The organism is Halobellus rufus (assembly GCF_000739575.1).
In the GTDB taxonomy this organism is placed as follows: domain Archaea; phylum Halobacteriota; class Halobacteria; order Halobacteriales; family Haloferacaceae; genus Haloquadratum; species Haloquadratum rufum.
The window spans coordinates 1-26,419 of record NZ_BBJO01000026.1 but is presented as its reverse complement, the minus strand read 5'-3'; the positions used below and the strand labels follow the sequence as shown (position 1 = coordinate 26,419).

The following is a 26,419-nucleotide window of genomic DNA, read 5'->3' as shown; positions in this document are numbered from 1 at the left end:
TCGACCGGAGCGGGGGGATGAGGTCGGGAGACCAGCGGGCGAAGTCCCGAGTATCGACACCGACCGTCCCGAGCCCGGAACCGCCTGACAGCCCCCGAGCGTGGTACGCACCGACCGTTCGCGCGCAGTACGAGGTGACGCCCGGGGTCGTCACGACGATCGCGGACGCCGCCGACGGCGTCGGGTTCGCGTATCACGTTCGAGAACCGGCCGTGGACGCGGCCGCCGAGCGGGCGCTGGCGTCGGTGACGGCGTACTTTTCGAGCGTGGAGACCCGTCGACCCCTCACCCGTCAGGGCGCGGCGGAACGGGCGGCCGCGGGCCTCCCCGCGAAGTACCGGCACGTCCTCGATCGGCTGTTGGACGTCACGCCGGCCGCGCGCCGGCGGATCGAGTACTACGCGATGTGCGAGTTGCGACTGCTCGGCCCCGTGACGCCGATCGCGCTGGACGACCGCGTCGACGTCGTCGACGTCGAGGGAGATACCGACGGCGCGCTCGTCGTCCACACCGAGAACTACGCGCCCGCGGCCACGGAGTTCCGCGCTGACGCCGAGTTCGCGACCCGGGTCGCCGGCGAGCGCCTCCGCGATTACACCGTCTCCTTCGCCGACTTCGACGTGAGCGTGGTCGTCCACCGCGACCGACTGCTCGGCGACGACCGCTTCGACGCGAAGTACGCCGTCCTCGAACCCGACCTGCTGCCGGGCGACGAGGAACTGATCGCCGAGTGCAAAGAGCGGATCTGGGAGGCCAACGTCGGTGCGGTCGTCGACGACCGCACCGCGTTCATCCGCGAGCGGGCGCGGAGTTTCCTCTCGCGGCGGCTCACCGCGCGCAACACCCGCGCGTGGCTGGAGGCGACGCGGTTCCGCGTCCGAAGCGCGCTCTCCTCGTACGGCGTCGGCGTCCCGCCGGTCGACCGACGCTACGCGCAGGACCGCCTCGACGATCTCGTGTACTACGTCCTCAGAGACTACGTCGGGGAAGGGGTGCTCACGGTACCGATCCGCGACCCGCACCTCGAAGACATCGAGGCCAACCGGGTCGGCGAGCGGATCAAGGTCGTGCCGCGCGCGGACGTCGTCCGCGCCGGCGAGCGCGTGCCGACGAACCTCACCTTCGCCGACGAGACGAGCTTCGTCAACGTCGTCACCCAACTGGCCGCCGCCGACGGCGTCGAGTTGAGCGCGAGCCAGCCCTCCGCGAAAGTGAACCTCCGTCCGGAGGGCGTCGCGCCCGACGCCTCGGGCCACGGCGAAACGATCCGGTGTGCGGTCGCGCTGCCCGTGATCTCCGAGGACGGACCGCACGTCTCCATCCGCAAGCAGGCGTCGTCGCCGCTGACGCCGCTGGACCTCGTCGAGTTCGGCTCGCTCCCGACCGAACTGGTGACGCTGCTGTGGCTGTTGTACGAACACCACCGCGTCGTGCTGTTTTCGGGGCCGACCGGGGCGGGGAAGACGACGCTGATGAACGCGCATATGCCCTTTATCCCGTACGACCACCGCCCGATCAGCATCGACGAGGGCTCCCGAGAGGTGTATCTCCCCCACGAGACGGGCGTCTCGCTGACGACGCGCGAGCACGAGAACGCCTACAAGCGCGTCACGATGGCCGATCTGATGACTGAGGCGAACTACCTCAACCCCGACGTCGAGGTGATCGCCGAAGTCAACACCCCGGAGTCGTTCGAGACCTTCGCGGAGGTCCTCAACACGGGCCACGGCGTCGTCGGCACGACGCACGCCGAAGACGTCGAGACGCTCGTCAACCGCGTCGTCGAACAGGGGCTGCCGGTGTATCTCCTTCGCGAACTCGACTTGGTGGTCTTCCCCCGGCGGGTCGACGGCGAGCGCTACGTCGGCTCCGCGGTCGAACTCCTCACCGAGTCCGAATACGACGAACTCCCCGCCTCGGCGCGGACGGGCGTCGTCGAGAAGAACGGGACGACGCTTTACTACAACACGCTGCTGTGGCGCGAGACGGACGGCTCGTTCGCGATGGCCTACGATCACCCGCGACTCGGCGGCGAGCACGCCGCCACCGAGGGCGACGTCCACCGGAACGCCCTCCGCGTGTTCCACCGGATCGCCGCGGCGACGGATCGCGACGTCGCCGACATCGAGCGGGAGTTCCGCCGCAAGCGCGGCTACGTCGACTATCTCCTCAGCGAGGGCGACCGCGACGTCGACCGGCTGTTCGGTTTCCTCTCGGACCTCCGAACCGACGAGGCGGCGACCGTCGAGCGCGTCCGACGACAGCGCGCGCACCGCACGGACGGCGGCGTTGCTCGCGACGTCGAGTCAGCATCCGGGCCAGCGCCCGAGAAGACCGCGACGGCGGACGTCGACAGTGAACGGAACGACGGCACCGGCGGGAGCGCAGTCCGGTGAGCGGCGCGGACGCCGCGGAGCCCGCGGGGCCGGGAGCGACGCGTTCGTCGACGACGAGCCGGAGACCGGACGCGCCCGATCCCTCCCACGGCGAGCGCTCGCTCGGCCCGCTCGACCGCGCCGCGTACGCGCTCTTCGCCAGCCGCGCGGACGCCCGCCGACACGAGCGCGACCGACGCGCCTACCGCGGTACCAATCTCGCGGTCGCCTTCGACCTCTACGTCGCCCGACTGTATGCGATCTCCCTCGTGCTCGCGTCGCTCGTCGCCGCCGCCGTCGTCGCGCTCGGCGTGTTCCTCCCGGCGGGCGTCGTCGAGTCCGCGCTGGCGACGGTCCTCGAACGCGTCGCCCGGATCGGCGGTCGGGACGTCGGGGGCGGCGTCGCAGTCGCCGACTCGGTCTCCCTCTCGGGGCGACGACTCACCCTGCTGGGCGGCGCGGTCGCGCTGCTCCTCGCGGTCGGCGTCCACCTCGGCGTGATCTACGCCGGCGGGCGCTACCTCCGCTGGCTCGCGGCCGCGCGCCGCGCCAACATCGGACGGACGCTGCCGAGCGCGGTCCGCTACCTGAACGTCCTCGCCTCGGGCAGCGACGGCCGACGGGCGATGCTCCGACGCGTCGCCGACACCGACGCCTACGGAGAGACGGCCGTCGCGCTCCGTAAGGCCCTCAACACCGCCGCGATGACCGGGAACATCGACGAAGGGCTGCGACGCGTCGCCCGAGACACGCCCGCGCAGGACAGCCTCGCGCCGTTCCTCCTGAAGTTCCGCGAGCACGCCGACCAAGGTTCGGACTCCCTCCGCGAGTACCTCTCGATGGAGAGCCGGATGCTGCGGCACCAGCAGGACCGGGACCGACAGCGCGCGGCGGGCTTTCTGGAACTCCTGGCGGAGCTGTTCGTCGTCCTGCTCGTCCTCCCGGCGCTGCTCGTGATCGTCCTCACGGTGATGAGCATCATCTCGCCGGGACTCTCCGCGCCGGTCGAGACGCCGCTGGGGTCGGTGACGCTCCGCGCGCTCACCGTCTACGGGAGCGCCGGATTCATCCTCGCAGTCGGGCTCGCGACCGCGGCGCTGGTCTCGCGGCTCCGCCCGCCCGACCAGTCGGTCGTCTACCGCCGACCGGCGAGCGCGCTCGGAACGCTCCGGACCGCGACGCGGAACCCCGCGAGCGCGGCCGCGGCGTTCGCACCCATCGGCATCGCCGGGTTCGTCGCCTCGGTGAGTCTCGGCGTCGACACGGTCGTGGCCCTGCTCGTCGGCTACGTCGGGTTCTCGATCCCGATCGGGCTGATCGCGGTCCGCCGCGCCCGCCTCGACGACGCGAAGGACCACGAACTGAAGGACTTCGTCCACGCCGTCTCCGGGCACGTCAACCTCGGGCGGCCCTTCTCGGCGGCGGTCGATCACGTCGCACGCGACGTCGATCTCGGCGCGCTGAACCCCGACGTGGCGGACCTCGCGCTCAACCTTCAGCTCACGACGCCGACGGAGGATATCGAGACCGACCTCCGGACCGCGGCGCTGGACCGGTTCGTCGACCGCGTCGGGACGCCGATGGCCGAGCAGACCGTCGGACTCGTGATCGGCGCGCTCGACGCGGGCAGCGACACCGCCGTCGTCTTCGAGACGCTGCAGGGCGAGGTCGGACGCCTCTATCACGAGAAGCGGGCGCTCCGCTCGGGGATGCTGGTCTACGTCGCCGTCGGGTGGACGACGGCGCTGCTCGTCATCGGCATCAGCGCCGCGACGAGCGCCAACGTCTTCGCGGGGTTCGACCGGCTGGCGACGATGTCGGAGCTCTCCGGCGTCGCGGTCGACCCCGGCGCGATCGACCTCGCGCGCGACCAGTACCGCGTCTACGTGACGACGCAGGCGACGATGCTCGCCTCCGGGTGGTTCGCGGGCGTCGCCAGCCGCGGGCAGTACGAGGCGCTGTTGCACTCGGGCTGTCTCGTCGCGGTCTGTCACGTCGTCTTCGCGGGGATGGGACTGGTATGACCGGGAGAGCCGATCCCGCGGGCTCCGCGACCGACCGCGCACAGACCGCGGTCGTCGGCGTCGCGATCCTCCTCGGCCTCACCGTCCTCGCGGTCGGGGGGCTGACTGCGACCGCCGGCTCGATCGTCGAAGACGGGGCCGCCTCAGCGGCCGCGACACGCGTGAGCGCCGACTTCGACACCGCGCTCCAGCCCGGCGGGGGCGAACGCGAGACGACCGTCGAACTGGCGAGCGGGACGGTCGCGGTGGTCAACCGGACGGTCCGGCTCCTCGACGGCGACGGCGTCGTCTGGGCGGGCCACGCGGGAGCGATCACCTACGCCGACGGCGAGCACCGCGTCACCGGCTTCGCTGGCGCGGTCGTCCGGAGCGACGAGCGCGGCAGTCGAATCGTCGGCCCGAGTCGGATCGCCCCCGCCGAGGGGGCGCTGTACGTCGGCGTCCCGCTCCTGAACGCCAGCGGGGCCGACGGGGTCTCCACCGGCGACCACCGCCTCGCGGTGACGCTCCGGAGCGACGCCGAGACCGAGCGGCAGCGCCTCCCGGCGGCGGAGTACCGCGTCGGCGTCGAGACGGCCACGCCGGCCGTCTGGGAACGTCACTTCCGCGAGCGCGGCGCGACCACGACCCGGCGCGACTTCGACGGCGACGGCGTGCCGAGCGTCGTGGCGTCGTTCGATGGCGAGCGCGAGGTCCACCTCGTCGTCCACGACGTCCGACTCGACGTGGCGGTGGGGCGATGAGTCGACCCGATCGGCGATCGGCGAAGCGCCACGACCGCGGCCTCTCGCCGGTCGTCGGCAAGACGCTCGAACTCGGCGTCGGCGTGCTGTTCGTCGCGCTGCTGACGGCGACGCTGTTCGGCGGCCTCGCGCCCGAGTACCGCGGCGCGGTCGGGAGCGAACTCGGCGACCGGGCGCTCGTCGCCGCAGCGGAGCGGACGGAGGCAGCCACACCCGACGGCGACGTCGTCGATCCAGCCGATCCCGCCGCAACCGGGGGCCTCGTCGACGTCGAACGCCGGGTCACGCTTCGGCTCCCGGCGGCGATCCGCGGCGACCCCTATCGGATCGTCGCGGGATCGACGGGTGCGGCATCGACGCTGACGCTCGTTCACCCCGACGCGGGGATCGGCGGACGGGTCCGGCTCGCGGTCCCGTCCGCGGCGACGGTCGAGGGATCGGTCTCCAGCGCGTCGCCGTCGCGAATCCTCGTCGACGGCGACGGCGGAGGTATCGTCGTGGTGCTCGTCGATGGTGACGACGACGAGGTGGACGGGGGTTCGGCGGATCCGCCGGAGGCGACGCCGTGATCCCGGCCTGCATCGGGCGGGCCGCCTCCTCTGACGCTCGCGCGCAGGCGAACCTGGTCGGCTTCGCCGTGGCCGTCCTCGTCGTGGCGTCCGTGACGGTCGCCGGGGGCGCGCTCGCGAACGACGCGCTGTCGGATGCGGACCGTCAGCCCGCGACCGCCCACGCGGCCGGCGCGCTCGCTGACCACCTCGTCGACGCCAGCGCGAGCCACACGCGCGGGGCGAACGACCTCCGGCGCGCGGCCGTCTCGAACCTCTCCGCACCTGCCCTCGACGCGGCGGTCCCCCCGATTCGGGACCGACCGGTCCGCGTCGCGCTCGGCGACGACGTGCTCGTCGAGCGGGGGAACGTCGGCGACGGCAGCGAGTCCGTGCTCGTCGAGCGTCGCGTGCTGGTGACGCGGACCGTCCGGCGAGGAGAGCGCGTCGACTTAGGAGAGACGCGAGAGGTCGTCGTCGACGACCACGACGGTCGGCTGACGGTCGAGGTCGACCCGACCGAGACGCGGCGCGTGACGACTGTCAGCGCGGGCGGGCGGATCGTGCTCCACGACCCCGCCGGTCTCGACGGCCGGTACGCGGTCGCCGTCCCGCGGCAGTACCCACTCCGGATCGCGTTCGACTCCAGCGGCTTCGGTTCCGGAACGGCGACCCTCGAGTGGACCGCTCGAAACGCGAGCGCGGAGCGACTGGCGGTGACCGTCGGTGCGTGAGCGGCGTCCCCGCGCGGATCGCTCGCCCCGCTCGCGAGGCGAGCGCGCGCAGCTCGCGACGTCGCTGATCGAGGCGACCGTCGGGGCGCTGCTGATTCTCTCGGTCGTCGCGGGGTTCGTCTGGGTCCCCGCGGACGCGACGCAGTCGGCCGCGGAACTGGACCGAGTCGCGGGCGACGCCCTCGCGGTGCTCGACGCGGAGCCCCCAGCGGGCGACGGTCACAGCCGACTCACCACCGCCTGCCGGTCGCCCGAGTCGTTCGCGGCCGAGCGCGAGGCGCTCGCCGATCGACTCGACGACTCGCTTCCGGTGGGGGTGTTCGGCCGGATCGAGACCCCGCACGGCGACGTGGGCCCGCCGCGGCCCGACGGCGTCCCGAGCGGCGAGGCGTCGCTGCCGACGGCGCACTGCACCGTCACGCTCCGGGTGTGGTACGTGTGAGTGACGAGACCACTCTCGACGCGGCACGGACCGACCGCGCGCAGGTCGTCCTCGTCGCCGCCGCGGTCGTCGCCGTCGCGTTCCTGACGATGACGCTCGCGTACGCCCAACTCGGGTACGACGGCGACAGGACCGGCGCGGGATCGGTGGACGTCGTCGCGGTCGAGGACGTCGAGCGCAGCCTCGGATCGTCGTTCCGCGCGGCCGTTCGCGAGGAAGCGAACGCCGAACGCGATTCCTCGTGGGGCGCGCGCGACGCCGTCGTCCAACGGGTCCGCGACGGCGTCGACGCCGACAGTGGCCGACTGGAAGCCGTCTACGCCGAGGGCGATCGCTCGCTCGTCGTCGCGTTCGACGAGGCGGCCGCAGGCGAGTGGCGTGAGAGCAACTGCCCCGCCGGGCCCGGGCGGGCGTTCGGCCCCTGCCGCGCGATCGACGGCGTCGTCGTTCAGGAGCGGGTGGGCGAGACCACGCCGATCGCGGCCGCGTTCCGGATCCGCGTCGTCTCCCCCGCGGAGTCGACGACGGCGACGGTCGTCGTCTCGGCGGTGTGACCCGCGGGCAGCGTCGGCGCGGCCGATCGACGTCGATCTGAGGGCCTGATCAGCCACCGATCGCGGCGAACAGCGTGTACGTCCCGACGTAGCTGACGGAGATCACCGCCGCGAACGCGACGCCGCCGAGGAGGGGTCGGCGGAGTCGGACCAGCCAGTGCAGCGCGGCGAACATGATACCCTCTCCGACGACGATGAACGCGGGGACGGTGCCGAGCATCGCCAGCGGGGCGAACTCGTACCACCAGATCCCGGCGAAGTGCGCGCCGTGTTCGAAGAACCCGATGAGAACCATCGCGGCGATCGACGGCCCGACCGTCGCGGCGAGCGGGCCGTACCGCTCGTCGAGGCGGCGACCGAGATAGCCGAAGTAGGTGATCACGAGCGCCCACGAGATCGGCATGTACAGCGGCGATCCCACGAGCATCGGCAGGGTGTCGGGGTAGACGAGCGACCCGGTCGAGACGAGGAAGGCGTCGACGCCCACCTCCAGCACGCCGGCGACGCTCCCGAGGAGGAAGACGTCGCGGACGGCGGGGGACCGGAAGGCGACCCAGATCCCGATCGCGTACAACAGGCCGTTGTACGCGTACGTGAGCCACAGCGGCGTCTCGAAGAGGACGACGTGCCCGAACACGACCAGATTCACCCCCAGCCATCCGAGCATCCGCCTATCCGTCGACGTCGACCCCGCCGTCGCCGCGTCGAACGGTCCGGTCGACGCGGTCTCCCGTATCTCGCTCATTCGGCGTCTGCGCTCTCAACTCTCCGCGAGGAGAATAAACGTTCGCTCGCGGCGTCGACCGAACGCTCCCGTACGGTTTTATGTCTGTCGACCGACAATAACTGGCCGACTCGGCCGTTCGATCCTCCGTCGTCGATCGATTGCGGGCCGCCTTCGACTGGTGGTTTGATGTATGAGTATCCCATCGAGACAAGACGACCTGTCTTCCTATGGCGTGGGAACTCACTGCGACCTCTGCGATCGGGTTCGGGACGCTCCTCGTCTACGCGGTGTTGACGCTCGTGGGGGTGTGGAACTGGGAGTCCCGCTGCGGGCCCGAAATCACCGTGATGCTCGGCGTCGTCGGCCTCTCCGCGCTCACGTACTCGATACAGATCGGCTACGACGTCGTCGCCGCGCAGGTGTTCTGGTGGGAACTCACGTTCGCGATCTCGACTGCGGCACCGTTCCTCTGGCTGGTGTTCGTCGTCCAGTACGTCAGTCGGCGCGAGTGGCTCACCCCGCGACGTGCGGCGCTTTTCGCACTGGAACCGCTCGCGATGGCCGTCGCGATCGCGACGAATCCGCTGCACGAACTCGTCTGGACCGTCCCCGAGGGCGTGACCGCCTCGTCCGGATCGGCCATCGAACTCGCTTTCGGGCCGCTCTACTACGGGCACCTGCTTCTCGCGTACGCTGCCGTCGTGATCGGGATGGGGATCATCCTCCTCGTCGGCATCCGCTGGTCGCTCGTCTACTGGAAGCAGGTGCTCGTGTTGCTCGTCGCTCCGCTCCCGCCGTTCCTCTCGAACGTCGCGTTCATGTTCGGTGCGAGCCCGGTCGGAAACCTCGATCTGACGCCGTTCACGTTCTCGATCACCGGCGTGCTGCTGGTGCTCGGGCTCTACCAGTACGACCTGCTCGAACGGGTCCCGATCGCCCGCCGTCAGGCGCTGCAGGCGATGGGTGACGGACTCGTCGTGCTCGACGCGGACCGGTTCGTCGTCGAGATCGACGACATCGCCCGCCGGATCCTCGATCCCGCGCCGGAGGTCGGACGCCGAATCGACGAGATCTTCCCCGACACGCCGTTCGAGCAACTGCACGGCACCACCGTCGTCGACGAGAACGACCTGGCGTACGACATCCGGATCGCGGAGCTGACCGACGAGCGCGGCGACCGGATCGGCTACGCGCTGGCGCTGCGGGACGTCACCGGGCGGCACCGCTACGAACAGCGCTTGGAAGTTGCGAACCGGGTGCTCAGACACAATCTCCGAAACGACATGAACGTCGTGCGCGGCTACGCCGAGATGGTCGCCACGGGCTCGGCGGTCGACGCGAACAAAGCCGCGAACTCGATTCTCGATCGCACGGAGGACCTACTCACCGTCAGCGACAAGGCGCGAAAGGTGTCGGAACTCGACGACTCGCACATCCTGACGCCCAGCGTCCACGACGCGACCGCGATCGTCGCGGGCGTCGTCCACCAGGCGCGGGGGACACACCCGAACACGACGTTCTCGCTCGACGGCAGCGACCACGCGGAGGCGAAACTCACCGACGCCGGTGCGCTCGCGACGGCGGCGGAGGAGATCATCGAACTGCTCGCCTCCCAGACCGGGACGACCGCGATCGACATCACGCTCGAAGAGCGCGATGACGCCGTCGTCGTTCGGATCGGATCGGACGGTCCCGGAATCCCGGAAGTCGAGCGAGAGACGCTCTCTGCGGGGTCCGAGACGCCCCTCCAGCACGCCGAAGGGCTCGGTCTCTGGCTGGCGTACTGGTGCGTGACCGAGAACGGCGGGACGCTCTCGTTCGGCGATCTGTCCGACGGCTCGACGGTCGACGCCGACCCGGAGTCGATCGACCCGTCGACCGCCGACGCCGACGTCGACGCGCGAGCGACGACGGTGATATTCTCGCTTCCCGCTGCGGATTCGTGAGCGCCCGTCGTCGCCCGGGGCACGACCGCCGGCGGCCGCCCGCGGGCTCCCGAAATCGAAACCGATTAAACGCATCGCGGTCCACGTATGCGTGTAAGCCGAGGTAGCCTAGCCTGGCCAAGGCGGCAGATTCGAAATCTGCTGTCCATTCGGACACGTGAGTTCAAATCTCACCCTCGGCGCTGATTCCTGACCCACCGCAGAGCGGTGCTTCTCGTCTTCTCGGGCCGCAGAACGCGGTTTATCGGTCGTCTGTGGGCTCGCGAGATTTGGACCGGAGCGCCCCGCGAGCGCGGCGTATCGAGGCGGTCGGCCGCGACCCAAAGCGAGGAAATATACGACGTCGCGCGCGACGGTGGCGTATGAAGCAGGCCATCGTCGCCCGCACGGATCTCGGGATGGGACGCGGGAAGCTCGCCGCGCAGGTCGCTCACGCGTCGCTCTCGGCCTACGAGGACGCCGACGAACGGGCGAAGAAGCGGTGGAAAGGCGAGGGACAGAAGAAGGTCGTCCTCAAGGCCAGCGGCGAGAAGGAGCTGTTCCGACTCGCCGACGAGGCCGAACGGCTCGGTCTGCCGAACGCCGTCGTCCGGGACGCCGGGCACACCCAGTTGGAGCCGGGGACGGTGACCTGTCTGGCGGTCGGTCCCGCCCGCGACGACGACGTCGACCGGGTGACCGGCGAGCTCTCGCTGTACTAGGGTGACGGAGCGCCGACGGCCAAACGACTTACCACTGATCCGTGCGGAAGGAGAGACGATGCACGTGTTCGCGGCAGCGGCGGACGACGCGCTCGAGGCGCTAGTCGACGGCATCGGCGACGCCGTCGTCGTCCGCGACGCCGCGAGCGGCGAGGTCGTCGCCGTCAACGACGCCGTCGAATCGGTGTTCGGGTTCGTCCCCGACTTCGACGTGGCGCTCGACGACGCGTACGCGGCGGACCCGACGCGGGCCGCCGAGGCGCGCGAGAACGCGATGCAGGGAGCCGACGGGTCGACGCCCGCGACGTTCCGGTGGCGGGTCGAGCGACCCGACGGGACCTCTTTCTGGGCGGAATCGACGGTGTCGACGACGGAGGTGGGCGATCGGGAGTTCGTCGTGAGCGTCGTCCGCGACGTGACCGAGCGGACCGAACGCGAGCGCGACCTCGAACGGCTCGCGGAGATTCTCACGCACGATCTCAAGAGCCCGCTGAACGCCGCGAAGGCGCAGGTGGACATCCTCCGATCGGAGGCGGAGGGCGGCGAGGAGTTCCTCGACCGGCTCGAGCGCGTCCACGACAGGATGGGATCGATCGTCGCGGACGTCCGGGCGCTGGTCGACGGGAGCCGCTCGCGCGGGCTGACGCTCGACTCGCTGGACTTGAACCGCGTCGTCACCGACGCGTGGGAGGCCGTCGGCGGCTGCGGCGACGAGATCGAACCGTCTTGGTGCGGCGACACCGGCGCGAGCCTCGTCGTCGACGGCGACCTCGGGACGGTGGTCGCTGACGAGCGGCGGCTCCGCCGGCTGTTCGAGAACCTCTTCGAGAACGCCCTCAGACACGGCGGGGCCGACGCGGACTGCGTCACGGTGACGGTGTCGCCGACGCCGACTGGGGTCGCGGTCGCCGACGACGGGGTCGGCGTTCCGATGGCCGACCGCGAGCGCGTCTTCGAGTACGGGTACACCACCGCCGACGGCGGCACGGGGTTCGGACTCAACATCGTCGCCGCGACGGCCGAGTCCCACGGGTGGGACGTCGCCGTCTGCGACTCCGAGGCCGGCGGCGCGTGTTTCGAGATCTCCGGGATGCGCGGTTCCGGGGAGTGACCTCTTGGAACCACAGTCACCGCAGGGCGGCTGACCGAGGGAACGGACGTCGAACCGGAGCGACCTTACGCCCGGGGGGAGTACGCCGCACAGACCAGATGCGCGCGGCCCACTCCCTCGAACGACGCGTCGGCATCGAGTACTACTACAACGACGCCGACGGCACCGGCGGCCGACTGCGGTCGACGCCGGCGGACTTCCGCGTCCGCGAACTGGAGGCGATGGACCCGGAGCCGCTCGATACCGACCCCGGGGATTACCCGCACCTCCTCGTCCGCGCGACGCTCCGCGGCTGGGACACGAACGACTTCGCGCGGCGACTGTCGAACGCGCTCGGGATCAGTCGCGAGCGGGTCTCGTGGGCCGGGACGAAGGACAAGTACGCGGTCACGACGCAGCTGTTTTCGGTGCAGGGGATCGACGCCGAGGACCTTCCCGAGATCGACGACGCCGAGATCGAGGTCCTCGGCCGGATCGGCCGCCGTCTCCACTTCGGCGATCTGGCCGGCAACGCCTTCGAGATCCGCGTGCGCGACGCCGACGTCGCGCCCGTCGAGGCGATCACCGCGGCGTTGCACGAGCGGGTCGCGGGCGGCGGTTCGCCGCGGGAGGCCGTCGGGAGCGAGGACGACGGTCGCACCGTCGATTCCGCGACCGACGTCGCCGTTCCCAACTACTTCGGCCACCAGCGGTTCGGGAGCCGGCGGCCCGTCACCCACGAGGTCGGTCTGCGCGTCGCCCGCGGCGAGTGGCGCGAGGCGGTCCTGACGTACGTCGGCAACCCCTACGAGGCCGAACCCGAGGAGACGCGAGCGGCTCGCGCGTTCGTCGACGAGCAGGCCGAGAGCGCGGATCCGGACTGGCGGGGCGCGCTCGATCGGATGCCCGGCGCGCTCCGGTTCGAGCGCTCGATGCTGCACCGCCTCCACGAAGACGGCGACGAGACGCCCGCGGACTGGCGGCACGCGCTGGAGGCCGTCCCGCAGAACCTCCAGCGGCTGTTCGTCAACGCCGCGCAGTCGTACGCGTTCAACCGAATCGTCAGCGAGCGGCTCTCGCGCGGCCTCCCGCTCGCTCGCCCGGTCGACGGCGACGTCGTCTGCTTCGCCGACCGGGACGCGCCGGCGGGCCTCTATCGACCGGACACCGACCGCACGCAGGTCGCCACCGACCGCCGCGTCGACGTGATGGCCCGCCACTGCGAGCGCGGGCGGGCGTTCGTCACCGCCCCGCTCGTCGGCACCGAGACCGAACTGGCGGACGGAGAACCGGGCGACGTCGAGCGCGCGGTCCTCGACGATCTCGGGCTCGAACCGGGAGACTTCGACCTCCCGGGAGAGTTCCACTCGACGGGAACCCGGCGTGCCGTCCTCCTCCGGACGCGCGTGGGTGCCGACGTCGATCCCGAAGCGGACGCCTACGACCTGTCGTTCTCGCTCCCGTCGGGATCGTACGCGACGGTCCTGCTGCGCGAGTACCTGAAGGCGAGCCCGGTGGACCTGTGAGTCGGACCCGACGCGGGGCGCGTGCGCTACCTGCCGGGCGTCGACGCGCCCGATAGCCGCGCTTTTATTTTTCCCTCGCGTTCCCCCGCTATGGACTGTCGGCGGTGCGGTACGCCCCTCGAACGCCCCGGTGACTACTGCTTGGTCTGCAACACCGGGAACTGCGACGCCGTCGTCGTCGAGTTCGAGCGCGACCGCGCCGAGCTGACGATGCTCGACGAGGAGGACATCGTCGGCAGGACGACCCTGACGACCGTCCCCGAGGACGACCCCGAGTCCGAGACCGTCGAACTCCGGAACTTCGCGGGGCGCGTCGCCGACGAGATCCGCCGGAAGCGCCCCGAGGCGGTGTTCGCCGCGGGGAACCGCGACGTCCTCCGGGAGACCCGCGCGCAACTGCACCACGAGTTCTACCGTGTCGCCGGCGACGACCCCGTCGAGCGGGTGCTCGATCGCCGCGGCGAGCGGTCGCTGGAAGTCGTCGAGACGGCCCCCAGAGAGAAGATCGGCGGGACTCACTCGACGCTCATCGGCGGTCGCGGCGGGCGGCGGGCCATCGGCGTCGTCGCCGACCACCCCCACGTGAAGAAGATCGTTCCCGGCCCGATCGACGCGGGCGGGATGGGCTCACAGAGCGGCCTGCGCGCGAAGGTGACCCGCGCCGACGACAACGGCAACGTGCGGCTGCTGCTTCGGGACGGCTCCAGCGTGCAGGAGAACCGGATCGTGACGACCGCGATGGACCGAGAGACCGGCGAGTTCGTCCGCGACGACCTCAACGAGGCGCTCACCGAGGCCGAGCTTCGAGAGGCCTAGTTCGCGAAGCGGGTCAGTCCAACTCGCCGCCGCGGATCGCCTCCTCGGCCGCGGCCAACGCCGATTTCGGATCGAAGTTTGCGACGATCGCCTCCAACTCCTCGCGCGACGCGTCGCGCAACGCCTCGGCGTGGGCCGTGACGTTCGGCACCGCGCGGACGATGTTGTCGATGATCGGGACTGCGGCCGTCTGTGCCGACCGGGAGAGCGGGTTGAGGTCGACGACGATCTCGGATTTCCCCATCGCCGCGAGCGCCTCCGCGCGGTCGCCGTCCTCCAGCGGGACGAGCACGACGTCGGCCGCGCCGATGCCGTCGGCGTCGACCTTCGCGCGCTCGTGCTCCAGTCCGGGAATCCGCGCGTCGGCGGTCAGTCCCTTGATTTCCACGCCCGCCTCTTCGGCCCCGTGCTCGCGGAGGTGCTCGACGATCGCACGCATCCGCTCGTCCGTCCGGTTGAAGAGGTTCACCTCGATGTCGGCGTCGACGGCGGCGGCGAGTTCGATCATCTCGCCAGGGACGAGCGCCGCGACGTTGCCGTTGACCGAGAGGACGGGGCGCTCCGCGAGGAGCAACAGCGCGGCGGCGGCGCGCTCGGCGTCGTCGGCGGAGTCGATCGTCCGCTCGCCGAGGAGGTAATCGAACGCCTCGCCGCGACCCTCGGCGATGAGCCCCTGCTTGCTCGTGATTCCCTTCTCCACGCCCGCCTCGATGCGGTGCCGCGTCAGCAGCGACAGGTAGCGGGGGTGGCTCTCGGGAACGTCGATCTCGCTCATACGCCGAAATCGAACGGCCGGAGGAAAAGCGAGCCGATTCGCGTCGGTGCGAGCCGGTTCGCGCTGGTGCCGACCGAGCCGGCTCACGCGAGGTGCTCATCCGCGCCGACTCATTCGCTGGCCGGGCCCGAAACGCGTCCGATTCCGGGCGGTCTGAGCGTCGCGCCCGTGGGATAGACGGAACAGACCTCGGGGTCGTAGCCGGCCGCCGAGAGGTCGTCGCCGAACGCGAAGACGGTGTCGCCCAGCATCGCCATCGAGGCGTCGCCCCCCGCCTCCCGGACCGCCGAGACGGCGTCGGCGACCCGATCGGTGAGCAGGTCGGCCTCGCTGGCGAACCGCCGCGAGAGTTCGACGAGCCGATCGACCGTGGGCTCGTCTCGCAGGTCCGACAGCGCGCGTTCGCCCGCGGCCGTCAGCGTACTGGTGTCGCCCGAGAGGACCGCTTCCGTCGAGACCGAGCCGAAGGAGCGGTACTCGACGCGCGGCGTCGCCGGAATGCCGTCCATCCGACCGTGTGCCGGCGCGCCGGGGTCGAGCCGGATCGGCAGCCCGCCGCGGGCCTGCGCGACGACGTCGCCGAGTCCGGTGCCGGCCTCCACTTCGGCGACGTGCGCGAGTTCGACGAGGGCGTTCTCGCTCCGCTTGCGCTCGTAGACGGCGTTTACGGCGTAGGCGGTACCGAGCGCCATCGCGCCAGAGACGCCGAAGCCAGCCCCGAGCGGCAGCGGCGTCTCGGCGACGACCCGCGCGTCCGACGCCCCGAGCGCGTTCCGGACGGCCTCGACGGGCGCGACGTCGATCGGCTCGCCGTTCAGCGTGACCGCAGCCTCGCCGTCGCCTGTCTCGTCGATGCCGCCGCGGACGACGCGGACCTCGACCCCGTGCGAGAGGGTGACGCCCGCGCCGCGAGAGCCCGCCACCGCCGGGTCGTCGTCGGGATGCGCGCTGAAGAATCCGGTCACGTGCCCGGGCACGAACGCCGCCGCCTCGTCGCTCATTGGCGTCGATTGCGCGGCCGCCGTTAAATCGGGCGCGGTTTCGGGTGCGCGCTCGGCGGCGTCGCTTACGGGAACGAGGGGTGTTCGCGTCGTCGCCTACGGCGACAGACGCTGCCGGTCGCGTGGGAACACCGTCGGACTCACTACGTTCGCCCGACGAGCACCCGCGAGACAGACAACGCCTTCGTCTACGGACTCAGGCGTTGTCTGTCTCGCGGGAACAGAACGGCCTCGCGGATGTTCTCCAGCCCGAGCATCGTCATCACGAGACGCTCGCCGCCGAGGCCCCAGCCGGCGTGCGGCGGCATCCCGTATTTGAACATCTTCGTGTAGTACTCGAACTGGTCGGGGTCGAGGCCCTGCTGCTCGAACCCGGCGACGAGTTCGTCGTAGCGGTGCTCGCGCTGCCCGCCGGAGACGAGCTCCATCCGCGGGTGCATCATGTCGAAGCCCGTCGAGAGCTGCTCGTCGTCGTCGTGGTCCTTGATGTAGAACGGCTTGATCTCCGACGGCCAGTCGGTGATGAAGTAGTGCTCGCCGACGTCCTCGCCCAGCGCGCGCTCGCCCTCCGTCGGGAGGTCGTCGCCCCAGACGAGCTGCTCGTCGAGCTCGCCGGTCGCGTTGATCCGCTCGATGGCCTCCTCGTAGGTGAGCCGCGGGAACTCGCCGTCGGGGACCTCGAACTCCTCGTCGAGGCCGAGCAGTTCGAGCTGTCGCTCGCAGTTCTCGGCGACGCCCTCGTAGGCGCTCTTGACGACGTGCTCGCAGGCGTCCATCGCCTCCGTGTGGTCGACGAACGCCGACTCGAAGTCGATCGAGGTCGCCTCGTTGAGGTGCCGCGGCGTGTTGTGCTCCTCCGCGCGGAAGATCGGGCCGATCTCGAAGACGCGTTCGAGGCCGGAGCCGACCATCAGCTGCTTGAACAGCTGCGGCGACTGGTTCATGAACGCCTCCTCGCCGAAGTACGTGATCGGGAACAGCTCCGTGCCGCCTTCGGTCCCGGTGGCGACGATCTTCGGCGTGTTGATCTCGGTGCAGCCGAGGTCGCGGAACGCCTCGCGCGCGGCGCGGAGGACCTCCGCGCGGATCTCGAAGATGGCCTTGACCTCCTCTTTCCGGAGGTCGAGCGTCCGGTTGTCGAGCCGCGTCGAGAGCTCGGCGTCGACCTTCCCGGAGGGGTCCAGCGGGAGCTGCGTGTCGGATTCGGCGAGTACCTCGATCGACTCGGGGAGGATCTCGACGTCCGTCGGCGCGCGCGGCTCCTCCTTGACGGAGCCGGACACGGTGACGACGCTCTCGCGGGAGACGTTGAGTCCGGTCTCGACGAGGTCGGCGTCCATCGAGTCCTCTTCGAGTTTGATCTGGATCTTCCCGGTCTTGTCCCGAAGGATCAGGAAGGCGATTCCACCGAGGTCCCGAACCTCGTGGACCCAGCCGGCGACGGTGACGTCGTCACCGGGCTCGGCGTCTACCGTGTAGGTTCTGCCTTTCATACTCCGTCTTTCCGAGCGCCCGGGCTTAAAAACGGTCGATTCACATCTACCTTTTTCCACGGAGGGGTCCTGCGGACCCCTCCGCGCAAAAACCTAGAGGGAAAAAGGCCGCCGAACTGCGGCCTGCGGCCGCTCGTCGGCGGTGAACCGCGTAATACACTGGATGACTATGGTATCGCCGTGTCACTCCTTGCTGTGTTCCTTTGACCAGTAATAGATCAGGGGTGTGCCCGCGATTGTCGGCCACAACCACGCCAGAATACCCAACACGGGGGTGAGATTGACTGCGGACACAGCGCTGATCGTCGCAATAAACGCAGCAACCATCCGCTGAAGATGACTAACTAGCCACTCACCGGACGTATCTCTCCGGAAGGCACGAATATCAATAGTCCCGAATGTTACTCCAATTCCGCCGAAGACGAGCATCACGAGCCCGAACGAGTTACCGGCGACGACCCAAACAATCCCCCAGACCCCCAATACGAGACACGTCAGAACCACGCTCCCGGTTGCGATCCAATCCAGACGCTGAGGGGTGGCAGCCGGTCGCTTCCGACTAAGCACGCGATACCCAGAGAACGCAAGATACCCACTGAAGACGGCGACCAACGTGAGAATGATCCGAAACGAAGTCGGATTGAGAGCGAGGAGTACGAACACCGTCCCGACAACGACGCCCATCGAGGCGAGAAAGAGTTTGCCAGCCTGCCGGTGTCGCTGTCCACCTTTCTTCGTCACAAGAGCACCTGTCCCGGCGAGGACGGCCACAACGCCTGCAGCGATATGCACCCACAGTGACCACTCCCCAATAGTTGGCATATATCCGCTTCGTATGTGTACTCAATAAACGTATCTCTACCTTTCGAGGGGACGATATTCCAGATCTCAATTTTCCCGTGCAACATTCGCAAGCAGATTCACACAGCAGGTTCATCGAATTTGAACCTGAAAACACCTCACAACTCGCCTCTCTACACTCTCGTTAGCGAACAGAAATGGAAAGAACGCGAACGGTCAGATCGAGCGAACCCTACTCGACGACCGCTTCGGCGTGGGCGTCCTTGACGCCCTCGACGGTCTCGCGGACGGCGTCGACGCCCTCGTCGTGCAGGAGGTCGCCGACGACGATGGTGTCGGCGTGCTTGCCCATCTCGTATGCCGAATCGTAGTCGCCGATGCCGCCGCCGTAGAACAGCGTCGCGTCGTCGAGCGCGTCGCGGGCGGCGGCGACCTTCTCGGTGTCGCCGAAGGTGCCCGAGTACTCGACGTAGACGATCTCCTGGCCGAACATCTTCTCGGCGACCGCGGCGAAGGAAGCGACGTCTTCGGCAGTCTGTTCGGTGTCGGCCTCGGTCAACTCCGCGACCGAGGCGTCGGGGTTCAGAACGATGTACGCCTCGGTGTACGTTCGATCCCAGTCGAGCGGGCCGTCGATGCGGACCCACTCCTTGTGCGCGCCGGTCACCCAGAAGGACGACTCGGCGTTGAACACCGTCGGGATGAGGTAGCCGTCGAGGTGGTCCGATTCGATGACGACGCCGGGGTTCGAGGGCTCCTGGTAGAGCGGGACGTCGTACCGCGAACACGCGTCGACGACGCGCTCCATCTTCTCGGTCGTGATGTCGAGGGTGCCGCCGATCTCGATCGCGTCGGTCCCCGTCTGGCAGACGTCGGCGAACGTCTCACCGTCGGCGAGGTCTTTGTCCGGGTCCACTTTCAGCACGTGGTCCCACTCGGTCCAAGGCCCGGTCATTGCAGGTACTTCGCCCGGGCAACGTTAAAAATGGCGCGAAAGCGCGGGTCCGACTCGTCCCCGCCGCTCACTCGTCGTCGTCGGCCGGAGACGCCTCGTCGACGTCGATATCGACGCTCTCGGAGCCGTCTCCCGACCCGTCGTCGGACTGCTCGTCGTCGGTCGGCGCGTCGGCGGCGTCCGAGTCGGGACTGCCCGTCCCGGACGCGCTCGACTCATCCGTGGCGTCGTCGACGGTGATGCTCACCGGGCCGACGCCGTCGTCTGCGGCGTCCCCCTCGGATCGACCGAGCCGCCGGTCCAGGTTGAAGACCGTGTTCAGTTCCGACTGCACCTGCGAGGCGACGTCGCGGACGAGTTCGCTCGGCGCGATGGCGGTGTACTCGTAGGGGTTGTTGCCCGCGCCGGCGCTCTCGCGCTTCTGCCGGGTGACGGTCTCCTCGTCGTGCAGTTCCGCGAGCGCCTCGCGGACCGTGCTCGGGTACAGGCCCGTGCCGTCTGCGACCTCCTCGCTCGTCGACCGGGGGTTCTTGCGGAGGTACACGTAGATCCGCGCCCGCGTCTCGGTGTCGAGCAGCCACGCCAAGAGGTCGACGATCCCCTCGTCGAACTCCGAGACGGCCCGGTCGGCCTCCGCTTCCAGTCGCGCTCGCGGCCCGCCCTCGGATTCGTCCTCGACGTCCTCGACGACGTCTTCGGGGTCGATACTGCTCGCGTCGCTCTCGTCTGTGGGTTCGTCGGAAGGCATCGTGTTCTACCCGAAAGGTCAAAACTCGTCGGACAAAAGCCTTTCTCAGACGCTACTGGCCGGCCGGCCGCTCCGGTCGAGACACAGCGCCTCACAGAGCGCGTCGGTTCCGGACTCCCGTCGGATCCGACGCTGCCGTGCGGTCCCGCTCTCCCTGTCGAGCAGACGGCGCAGCGCGTCGGTTCCGAGGCGGTCCGTTTCGGCGTCGACGAACTCGTCCAGAGAGACCGTATCCGCCGCGTCTCGAGTGATGAAGTCCGCCTCTCGGCCGTACCGCATCGCGTGCCACTTGTTCGCGTCGAGGATTTCCCGCCGGACGTCGGTGCCGGACTCGCCGTCGTCGTAGCGCGCTGCGAGGTCCTCGACGAGCGCGTAGACGTACTCGACGAACGCGACCGTGGCCGCGGGATCGGTCTGGGCGTCCGGCGTCCGGACCTCGACGGAGCCGTGGCCGGTGTGCGGACGGACGTCGTACCAGAGTTCGCCGCGGTCCTCGATCGACCCGAGTTCGACCATCTGCCGTTCGAACCGGCGGTACGCCTCGAAGTCCTCGAACCGCGTCGGCATCCCCGTGTTCGGCAGCGCCTCGAAGATCTTCGCGCGAGCGGAGGCGAGCCCGGTGTCGAAGTCGTACCAGTACGGCGAGTTCGCCGACAGCGCGAGCACCGGCGGGAGGTACCACCGCAGTTCGTTCGCGATCCACGTCGCCTTGTCGGCGTCGTCGACGCCGACGTGGACGTGCAATCCGGAGGTGGTGTTCCGGTGCTGCGGGTACTGGATCCGGTCCAGTTGCGACTGGTACCGCGGCTTCGTCGCGTGTTCGAGCTCTCGCCACTTCGCGGTCGGGTGCAGCCCCGCCGTGGAGATCCGGTAGCCGTGCTCGGCGGCGTGCTCGACGAGCGCCTCGCGGACGGTCAGGATCGTCGGTTCGACGTCCGAGAGGTCCTCGATCAGCGGCGTCTGCGTCTCGAGGGTGAACTGAAACAGCTCGTGGTCGATCCGGTCTTCGAGCACTCCCGTCGGTGGATGATCGTAGACGAGATCGTTGATGCCCGACGTCGGGCGGCCGCGCTCGTCGACGATGTAGAACTCCTCTTCGACGCCGAGCGTGCCCATCCGATCGAAGGCGTCCGCCGACCCTAGGTCCATCGCCACGTCGTTTGGGGCGGCCGATTAAATATGTCGCGGGCTCCGGCGAACGCTTCGCCATTCCGTCCGGTGACTGTCACCACGTCTCAGTCACTCTCGCGGCTCAGCGACGACCGCGAGGTGATCGTCGTGGAACCGGTCCAGCCGCTCCGTTTCGAGGATCGCATAGCCCTCTCGCAGTTCGTCGAGTGCTGCCGCGAAGACCGAGTCGGGGTCGTCGACGACGTCCTCGCTGCGCGCTTTGATCGCGGCGAGCAGCCGCCCGTCGGACGCGAGGAACTGCCGGTTCCGGAGCGCGACCGTCGCCTGCCCCCGCGTCGCGACGTCCTGAACGATGCAGTCGAGATCGGACTCGACGACGTGAGCGTACGTCTCCGGCTTGCGGGCGTCCTTGAGCAGCGGAAAGAGGTTCGATCGCGACTCGGCGACCGAGAGCAGGTCGCGCGTGGGCCGCGGCGCGAACTCCACGGCGTACGTCGGCCCCGCGAAGTCGGCCACGTGCGAGACCGTCGTCCCCGACGCCGCGCCCAGATAGAGCACGCGCTCGCCGCCGTCGAGCCCGACGTCCATCTCCAACTCCAGCATCGCGCCGAGCTTCGACCGGCCCGCGTCCCACGCCCGCCAGCCGTCGGCGTCCCGCGGCTCGCCGTACACCGTCTCGCCCCGCGTGGCGAGTCGCTCCCGGCCGTCGAACCGACGCCGCTGGACGCCCGCGGGGAGCGCGGGGCTCATTCGCCCACCTCCCGCGCGCGGATCGTCGCCATTCGGTCCGCGAGGTCGTCGTGAACGGACTGTTTGAACTCCCCGGAGTAGTGGTCGATCCGCGCCGCGATCGCGAGTTTCCCGGCGAACGCCCGTGCCGCCGACCCGCGGTTCTCGGGGTGCGTCCCGCGGACGTACTCGTGCGTGAAGATGACCCCGTGTTTCGGCGACGACCCCCGCCCGCGGAGGTGCGCGAACAGGGCGTCTTCTGCCCCCAGCACCTGCACCGTCCCGGCGGGCTTCTTCGCCAGCGACTCCAGCCCGCCGGCGAGCGAGAGCAGCCGCGCGGCGAGCACCGGCCCGGCCATCTCCGCGAGGTTCGGCGCGACCGCCGGCGCGTGCGACTCGACGAACGACCGGAGTTCCGCGCGCTCGTCGTCGAGATCGACGATCCGCTCGGCGAGCGAGACGAGCCGCTCTTCGGCGGGCGAGTTCGGCGTCCACTCGGCGACCGCCCGTGCGCCGTCGACGCCGCCGAGGGACTCGGGGGCGCGGGTGTCTCCGCTCGGACCGTCTGTCAGCGACCCCGCCCACTCGGCGAGCCGCTCGGCGAGTTCGTTCGCGGTCCGCTCGACGTCGTCCATCGCCCTGACCGCGTGCACGAGCTGCTGGTCGTCGGCACGGTCGCGGGCGCGGACGGCCTCGCGGGTCGCCTGCAGCGTCGCCGCGCGTAACGTCTCGTAGTACTCTGCTTCGTCGGTTGCGAACCCGGACTCGACGGCTCGCCGTGGCCAGTTCCGGGGCCGATCGGCCGACCCGTCGGCGATCGCGCTCGCTGCGCCGTCGATATCGTCCGGATCCAATCCGGTGAACCATCCCGCCTGGTCGGGATTTGAGCCGCTCATAGGCTTCGTTGAATGCGGACTCGTATATGTATTCGCGAACAGCGGGAGCCGATCGGGTCGGGTTTGGGTCCCGTCCGCGATTCGGGCGGTCCGCACGCTTCAGTGGCTGATCGATCCACGCCGACGCGAATCTGAAACACGAACGCTCGGAGTCGCAGTCGTTTGAACGCGTGATGTCGTTCGAAACACGGCGGGCTACCTCACCGGCGATCTGCGAGGGCGATGCCAGCGAACGTGACTACCGCCAGTTGGGCGCCGACACTGATGCTGGAACCGAGTACGAGTACTGCGCTCAAGAGCGGCCCTTGCTCTCCGTCGATCAGAAGCGAGATACCTCCAGAACCGAGTAGATACGCGACCGCAGCGACTACACCACTCGCCACGGCGAGGGCCGTCCCCTCGTTCGAATCCGAACGGCGCCCGGCCCAGAATGCCACTCCGAACAACAGTCCATAGACGAGTACGAACGAGGCGAACCGACCGCCTTGGACGTACATCGTTAGCGCCTGCGGGGACGAGAGGTCCAAATTCGATTCCAATAGCAGCGCCGGGATCCGACGCGTGACGCTGATCGCGATCGCGACGATACCTGCGGTAGCGGGAGGGAGTGGGGACCGATTCATCGGCGGATTCGCCCCCCGATTGCGCACGTTGCGTAGAGAATCTTTCCCTCACACACCGGGTCGCGTTCGGGCGCGCGGTGGCCGGACAGAGGCTCTCCGACGGGGGGATCCAGCGAGAGGACGGGCGAGACGGCGATAGTCGGCGGTTTCTGCCGAGAGTGGAACGTGAGATTGTGCCGACTCCACAGGGTTCGCCGTGGGAGAGCTCGCGCCCGTTCCCAGCAGTCGTCCACGAACTACGATAAAAGTTAACACAGCACACTGCATACGAAGGTGTGATGGCTACTCGCGGGTCCTTCGTTTGCACCGACTGCGGGCGTCGGGTCTCCCCCGGCTCGTTTCACGCGCGGTGTCCCGACTGCGAGGGTGACCTCAAATCGTCAGTCGGTTGATGCTGTCGCCCGTCCTAACGTGAATATCTCCGGCAGTCTGAGGTCCAGAACCCGTTCACGGACGCGCGTCCGACCGTGAGAAACGTCGACTGCCGAACCGGTACTCGTCACCGTGCCCGGCTCTCGCGACTCTCCCGATCGGGCTCCGCTGGGCGACACCCGCGCATTTAACACCTCTTGGCTCAGTACTGTCCGCCGTGCTATCGAATCGTCGGGGCGTCGCCGTCGTCGCGGTCGCGCTCCTCTTGGCAACGAGTGGTTGCATCGGCTTCATCACCGGGAACGAGCCGCTCACGTTCTCCGCGGACCCGGCCGCCGTCGAGAGCGGGGCGGCCCAGGACGCGGGCTACGAACTGAACGACACGCGGCCGCTCGAAATCAACGAGACCTTCGAGGCCGCGGGACAGGAGCGACAGGTCGTCGCCACCAACTACCTCACCGATTACAGTAAGAGTATGGAACTCGGCCCGCTCGGTGAGGCCGAAGTCGGCGTGTTCACGGTCGTCTCGACGCCGGCGGTCGAAATCGCGGGGCGGACGCTCAATCCGGTCGGAAGCTACTCCGACGCGCGATTGGTCGAACTCGTCCAGCAGCAGTACTCCGGCCTGAGCGACATCGAACAGGTCGGCGAAGAGAACGTCACCGTGCAGGGCACCGAAACGACGGTGACGAAGTTCGCCGCGACCGCGACCCTCGAAGGGCAGGAGGTCGACGTCTACCTCCACGTGACGAAGTACCGCGACGGCGAGGACTTCATCGTCGCGATCGGCGTCTACCCCCAGCAACTCGACGGCGAGGAGGAGAACGTCCTCTCGATGATCCGCGCCATCGAGCACCCCGCGGAGTAGGAACGCTACTAGAGGAACTGACCCACCGCCGCGGGTGACGGTGGTGCGTCGGGTCGACGACGCGAACAACGCTTTTGGTCTGGCTCCGAGGAGAGAGCGTATGGATCGAACGCGGACGGTCGGCCTCGGGCTCACCGCGCTCGCGCTCGCGGGGTACGCGATCGGCGTCGCCGCGCCGTATCCCGGACGCTCGGTGACGCTCGCGGGGGTGATGGTCGGCGTGACGCTGTACGCGATCGGCCGCGAGGAGCGTGCGTCGGGATGACGGACGAGACCACCCGCCGACGGGAGCGTGACCCGTCGTGATCTCCGCGCTCGTCTACGACGTCGGCCGCGTCGAACACTACAGCGTCGAGGACGAAGCCGATCTCGAAGCCGCTCGGGAGGCGACGGGTACCACGTGGATCAGAGTGAGTTCGCCCACCGAGGCGGAGGTGCGAGCCGTCTCGGAGGCGTTTTCGCTCCACCCGCTCGAAGTCGAGGACGTCCGCAGCGGCGTGCGACCGAAGACGGAGGAACTCGACGAGCACACGTTCGTGCTCGTGAAGACGGTCGCGCTCGAACGCGGCGAGACCACGTTCGAAGAGGAGATTCGAACCCAGCCGATCGGGCTGTTCCTCGGCGAGGACTGGCTGGTGACGATGACCGACGAGGACGACCACGTGCCGGTCGTCTCCGACGTGTGGCAGTCCGTCGAGAACCAACAGGGACGGGTACTCAAGCAGGGTCCCGACTTCGCGGCGTACCGCGTGATCGACCACGCCGTCGAGGAGTACTTCGACCTGCTCGACAACGTCGGCGACACGATCGAGACGATCGAGGAGTCGATCCTCTCGAGCCCGGACAGCGAGCTCATCGAAGAGCTCAACGCCGTCCGCCGGGACTTACTGTCGTTCAGGAAGGTCGTGTGGCCGATGCGCGAGGCCGTCGGCACGCTGGCGCGCGGGGACCTCGTTGGGGTGCGTGAGACGACGGAGAAGTACTACCGCGACGTCTACGACCACCTCGTCGAGATCGTCGACCTCACGGAGACCTACCGGGACCTCACCCGCGGCACCCGCGACATCTACCTCAACGTCGTCTCCCAGTCGACGAACGAGGTGATGAAGCGGCTGACGGTCGTCGCGACCATCTTCATCCCGTTGACGTTCGTCGTCGGGGTCTACGGGATGAACTTCGGCGAGCACGCGACGAACATGCCCGAACTGACGTGGCCGTACGCCTACCCCGCCGTCATCCTCGGAATGACGCTCGTGACGACGGTTCTGCTCGTCTACTTCCGACGCGAGGGGTGGATGTGACCGTCGATCGCACGGTACGTACGTCGACTCCCTCCTCTCGGATGTGCGGACCGGATTGTGCGGAATGATTAAATATACTCGAATCCGCCGAACTGGCAGCGTCTGAACCGCACAAAACACCGTCTCTGTGCGCTTTTGCTGCAGTATTCGGCTCCTCTAGATATAGGAAGATTTATATACTCTTGGTACTTACTGATGGTAAGGTCAGTCCGGCCGGACGTCTTCTTTTTCCTCTTCCGGTGAGGACGAACCCGCCCAATTATGAGTGACACACGAACCCGAGAGCGGATCGACGAACGCAGGACGTTCCGAGCCGGCGAGCAGTTCGCCGGAGAGCGGAGCGAAACAGAACAGAAAGCGAAGGAAACGGACGAACAGACCACAGACGAACGGACCCAAGACGAGCAGGCCGCAGAAGAACGGGAAGACGAGCGGTTCGTCTGTCCGGAGTGCGGCGGCAACCTCGTCACCGACGAGGCGCGCGGCGAGACCGTGTGCGC

The 26,419-nt window shown here is 69.0% G+C and carries 26 protein-coding genes, 1 tRNA gene and 1 pseudogene; 17 read left to right on the top strand and 11 right to left on the bottom strand.

The window, feature by feature from the left end; translation table 11 throughout:
• Window positions 1-17 precede the first annotated feature (17 nt).
• From ACP99_RS11605 to ACP99_RS11575, 7 genes are read left to right on the top strand one after another with little or no spacing between them, the layout of a single operon-like run.
• Window positions 18-2,396, top strand: a complete 2,379-nt coding sequence (locus ACP99_RS11605; RefSeq protein WP_049986767.1) for a type II/IV secretion system ATPase subunit — start codon at window positions 18-20, stop codon at window positions 2,394-2,396.
• Complete coding sequence (locus tag ACP99_RS11600) at window positions 2,393-4,399, top strand: type II secretion system F family protein (RefSeq protein WP_049986766.1); 2,007 nt, start codon at window positions 2,393-2,395, stop codon at window positions 4,397-4,399. The genes ACP99_RS11605 and ACP99_RS11600 overlap by 4 nt, the downstream gene beginning before the upstream one ends.
• A complete protein-coding gene (locus ACP99_RS11595; protein ID WP_049986765.1) occupies window positions 4,396-5,142 on the top strand; it encodes a DUF7289 family protein in 747 nt (248 codons plus the stop codon). The genes ACP99_RS11600 and ACP99_RS11595 overlap by 4 nt, the downstream gene beginning before the upstream one ends.
• Window positions 5,139-5,711, top strand: coding sequence for a DUF7266 family protein (locus tag ACP99_RS11590; RefSeq protein ID WP_049986764.1), 573 nt, complete (start codon window positions 5,139-5,141; stop codon window positions 5,709-5,711). The genes ACP99_RS11595 and ACP99_RS11590 overlap by 4 nt, the downstream gene beginning before the upstream one ends.
• Entirely contained in the window at window positions 5,708-6,424 is a 717-nt protein-coding gene (locus ACP99_RS11585; protein WP_049986763.1) for a DUF7263 family protein, read from the top strand. The genes ACP99_RS11590 and ACP99_RS11585 overlap by 4 nt, the downstream gene beginning before the upstream one ends.
• The gene (locus ACP99_RS11580) at window positions 6,417-6,866 is read left to right on the top strand and encodes a DUF7262 family protein (RefSeq protein ID WP_049986762.1); all 450 of its coding nucleotides are present in this window, start codon (window positions 6,417-6,419) and stop codon (window positions 6,864-6,866) included. The genes ACP99_RS11585 and ACP99_RS11580 overlap by 8 nt, the downstream gene beginning before the upstream one ends.
• Window positions 6,863-7,420 carry a DUF7261 family protein gene (locus ACP99_RS11575; RefSeq protein WP_049986761.1) on the top strand — a complete coding sequence of 186 codons (558 nt, stop codon included), beginning with the start codon at window positions 6,863-6,865 and terminating at the stop codon, window positions 7,418-7,420. Before ACP99_RS11580 ends, ACP99_RS11575 begins: the two co-directional genes overlap by 4 nt.
• A 49-nt stretch (window positions 7,421-7,469) precedes the next feature.
• Here ACP99_RS11575 and ACP99_RS11570 read toward each other — a convergent pair whose 3' ends face one another.
• Window positions 7,470-8,165 (bottom strand): DUF6989 domain-containing protein, encoded by a 696-nt coding sequence (locus ACP99_RS11570; RefSeq protein WP_049986760.1) that lies wholly within the window; start codon window positions 8,163-8,165, stop codon window positions 7,470-7,472.
• A 209-nt stretch (window positions 8,166-8,374) separates the two neighbouring features.
• Here ACP99_RS11570 and ACP99_RS11565 point away from each other — a divergent pair, with 209 nt between their 5' ends.
• The 6 genes from ACP99_RS11565 to ACP99_RS11540 all read left to right on the top strand — a co-directional run bounded on the left by ACP99_RS11565 (window position 8,375) and on the right by ACP99_RS11540 (window position 14,226).
• A complete protein-coding gene (locus ACP99_RS11565) occupies window positions 8,375-10,093 on the top strand; it encodes a sensor histidine kinase (RefSeq protein WP_049986759.1) in 1,719 nt (572 codons plus the stop codon).
• A 97-nt stretch (window positions 10,094-10,190) separates the two neighbouring features.
• Window positions 10,191-10,275 (top strand) — tRNA-Ser (locus ACP99_RS11560).
• 180 nt (window positions 10,276-10,455) lie between these two features.
• Entirely contained in the window at window positions 10,456-10,794 is a 339-nt protein-coding gene (pth2, locus tag ACP99_RS11555; protein ID WP_049986758.1) for a peptidyl-tRNA hydrolase Pth2, read from the top strand.
• A 58-nt stretch (window positions 10,795-10,852) separates the two neighbouring features.
• Window positions 10,853-11,905, top strand: coding sequence for a sensor histidine kinase (locus ACP99_RS11550; protein WP_049986757.1), 1,053 nt, complete (start codon window positions 10,853-10,855; stop codon window positions 11,903-11,905).
• Window positions 11,906-12,003: 98 nt separating this feature from the next.
• A complete protein-coding gene (truD, locus tag ACP99_RS11545) occupies window positions 12,004-13,410 on the top strand; it encodes a tRNA pseudouridine(13) synthase TruD (protein WP_049986756.1) in 1,407 nt (468 codons plus the stop codon).
• Window positions 13,411-13,500: 90 nt separating this feature from the next.
• Complete coding sequence (locus ACP99_RS11540; RefSeq protein ID WP_049986755.1) at window positions 13,501-14,226, top strand: DUF2103 domain-containing protein; 726 nt, start codon at window positions 13,501-13,503, stop codon at window positions 14,224-14,226.
• A 13-nt stretch (window positions 14,227-14,239) separates the two neighbouring features.
• Here ACP99_RS11540 and ACP99_RS11535 read toward each other — a convergent pair whose 3' ends face one another.
• The 10 genes from ACP99_RS11535 to ACP99_RS11490 form a co-directional block, all read right to left on the bottom strand.
• Window positions 14,240-15,001 carry a 4-phosphopantoate--beta-alanine ligase gene (locus tag ACP99_RS11535; RefSeq protein WP_049986754.1) on the bottom strand — a complete coding sequence of 254 codons (762 nt, stop codon included), beginning with the start codon at window positions 14,999-15,001 and terminating at the stop codon, window positions 14,240-14,242.
• Between the two features lie 110 nt (window positions 15,002-15,111).
• Window positions 15,112-16,002 carry a pantoate kinase gene (locus ACP99_RS11530; protein ID WP_049986753.1) on the bottom strand — a complete coding sequence of 297 codons (891 nt, stop codon included), beginning with the start codon at window positions 16,000-16,002 and terminating at the stop codon, window positions 15,112-15,114.
• A 188-nt stretch (window positions 16,003-16,190) separates the two neighbouring features.
• Entirely contained in the window at window positions 16,191-17,495 is a 1,305-nt protein-coding gene (gene aspS, locus ACP99_RS11525; protein ID WP_049986752.1) for an aspartate--tRNA(Asn) ligase, read from the bottom strand.
• Window positions 17,496-17,678: 183 nt separating this feature from the next.
• The gene (locus ACP99_RS11520) at window positions 17,679-18,317 is read right to left on the bottom strand and encodes a hypothetical protein (RefSeq protein ID WP_049986751.1); all 639 of its coding nucleotides are present in this window, start codon (window positions 18,315-18,317) and stop codon (window positions 17,679-17,681) included.
• A gap of 211 nt (window positions 18,318-18,528) precedes the next feature.
• Window positions 18,529-19,251 (bottom strand): phosphoglycerol geranylgeranyltransferase, encoded by a 723-nt coding sequence (locus ACP99_RS11515; protein ID WP_049986750.1) that lies wholly within the window; start codon window positions 19,249-19,251, stop codon window positions 18,529-18,531.
• A 67-nt stretch (window positions 19,252-19,318) separates the two neighbouring features.
• Entirely contained in the window at window positions 19,319-19,999 is a 681-nt protein-coding gene (locus tag ACP99_RS11510) for a winged helix-turn-helix domain-containing protein (protein WP_049986749.1), read from the bottom strand.
• A gap of 45 nt (window positions 20,000-20,044) precedes the next feature.
• A complete protein-coding gene (locus tag ACP99_RS11505; protein ID WP_049986748.1) occupies window positions 20,045-21,148 on the bottom strand; it encodes a glutamate--cysteine ligase in 1,104 nt (367 codons plus the stop codon).
• 90 nt (window positions 21,149-21,238) lie between these two features.
• A complete protein-coding gene (locus ACP99_RS11500; protein ID WP_049986747.1) occupies window positions 21,239-21,880 on the bottom strand; it encodes a fibrillarin-like rRNA/tRNA 2'-O-methyltransferase in 642 nt (213 codons plus the stop codon).
• Entirely contained in the window at window positions 21,877-22,755 is an 879-nt protein-coding gene (locus ACP99_RS11495) for an NOP5/NOP56 family protein (protein WP_049986746.1), read from the bottom strand. The genes ACP99_RS11500 and ACP99_RS11495 overlap by 4 nt, the downstream gene beginning before the upstream one ends.
• A gap of 200 nt (window positions 22,756-22,955) precedes the next feature.
• Window positions 22,956-23,252 carry a hypothetical protein gene (locus tag ACP99_RS11490; RefSeq protein WP_231554282.1) on the bottom strand — a complete coding sequence of 99 codons (297 nt, stop codon included), beginning with the start codon at window positions 23,250-23,252 and terminating at the stop codon, window positions 22,956-22,958.
• Between the two features lie 715 nt (window positions 23,253-23,967).
• Between ACP99_RS11490 and ACP99_RS11485 the strand changes: the two genes are divergently transcribed.
• The 4 genes and pseudogenes from ACP99_RS11485 to ACP99_RS11475 form a co-directional block, all read left to right on the top strand.
• A complete protein-coding gene (locus tag ACP99_RS11485) occupies window positions 23,968-24,618 on the top strand; it encodes a DUF6517 family protein (protein WP_049986744.1) in 651 nt (216 codons plus the stop codon).
• Between the two features lie 100 nt (window positions 24,619-24,718).
• Entirely contained in the window at window positions 24,719-24,883 is a 165-nt protein-coding gene (locus ACP99_RS20545; protein ID WP_197052442.1) for a hypothetical protein, read from the top strand.
• A 37-nt stretch (window positions 24,884-24,920) separates the two neighbouring features.
• A complete protein-coding gene (gene corA, locus ACP99_RS11480) occupies window positions 24,921-25,919 on the top strand; it encodes a magnesium/cobalt transporter CorA (RefSeq protein ID WP_049986743.1) in 999 nt (332 codons plus the stop codon).
• 261 nt (window positions 25,920-26,180) lie between these two features.
• Window positions 26,181-26,419 (top strand): annotated as a pseudogene (locus ACP99_RS11475) (hypothetical protein); the annotation flags it as partial.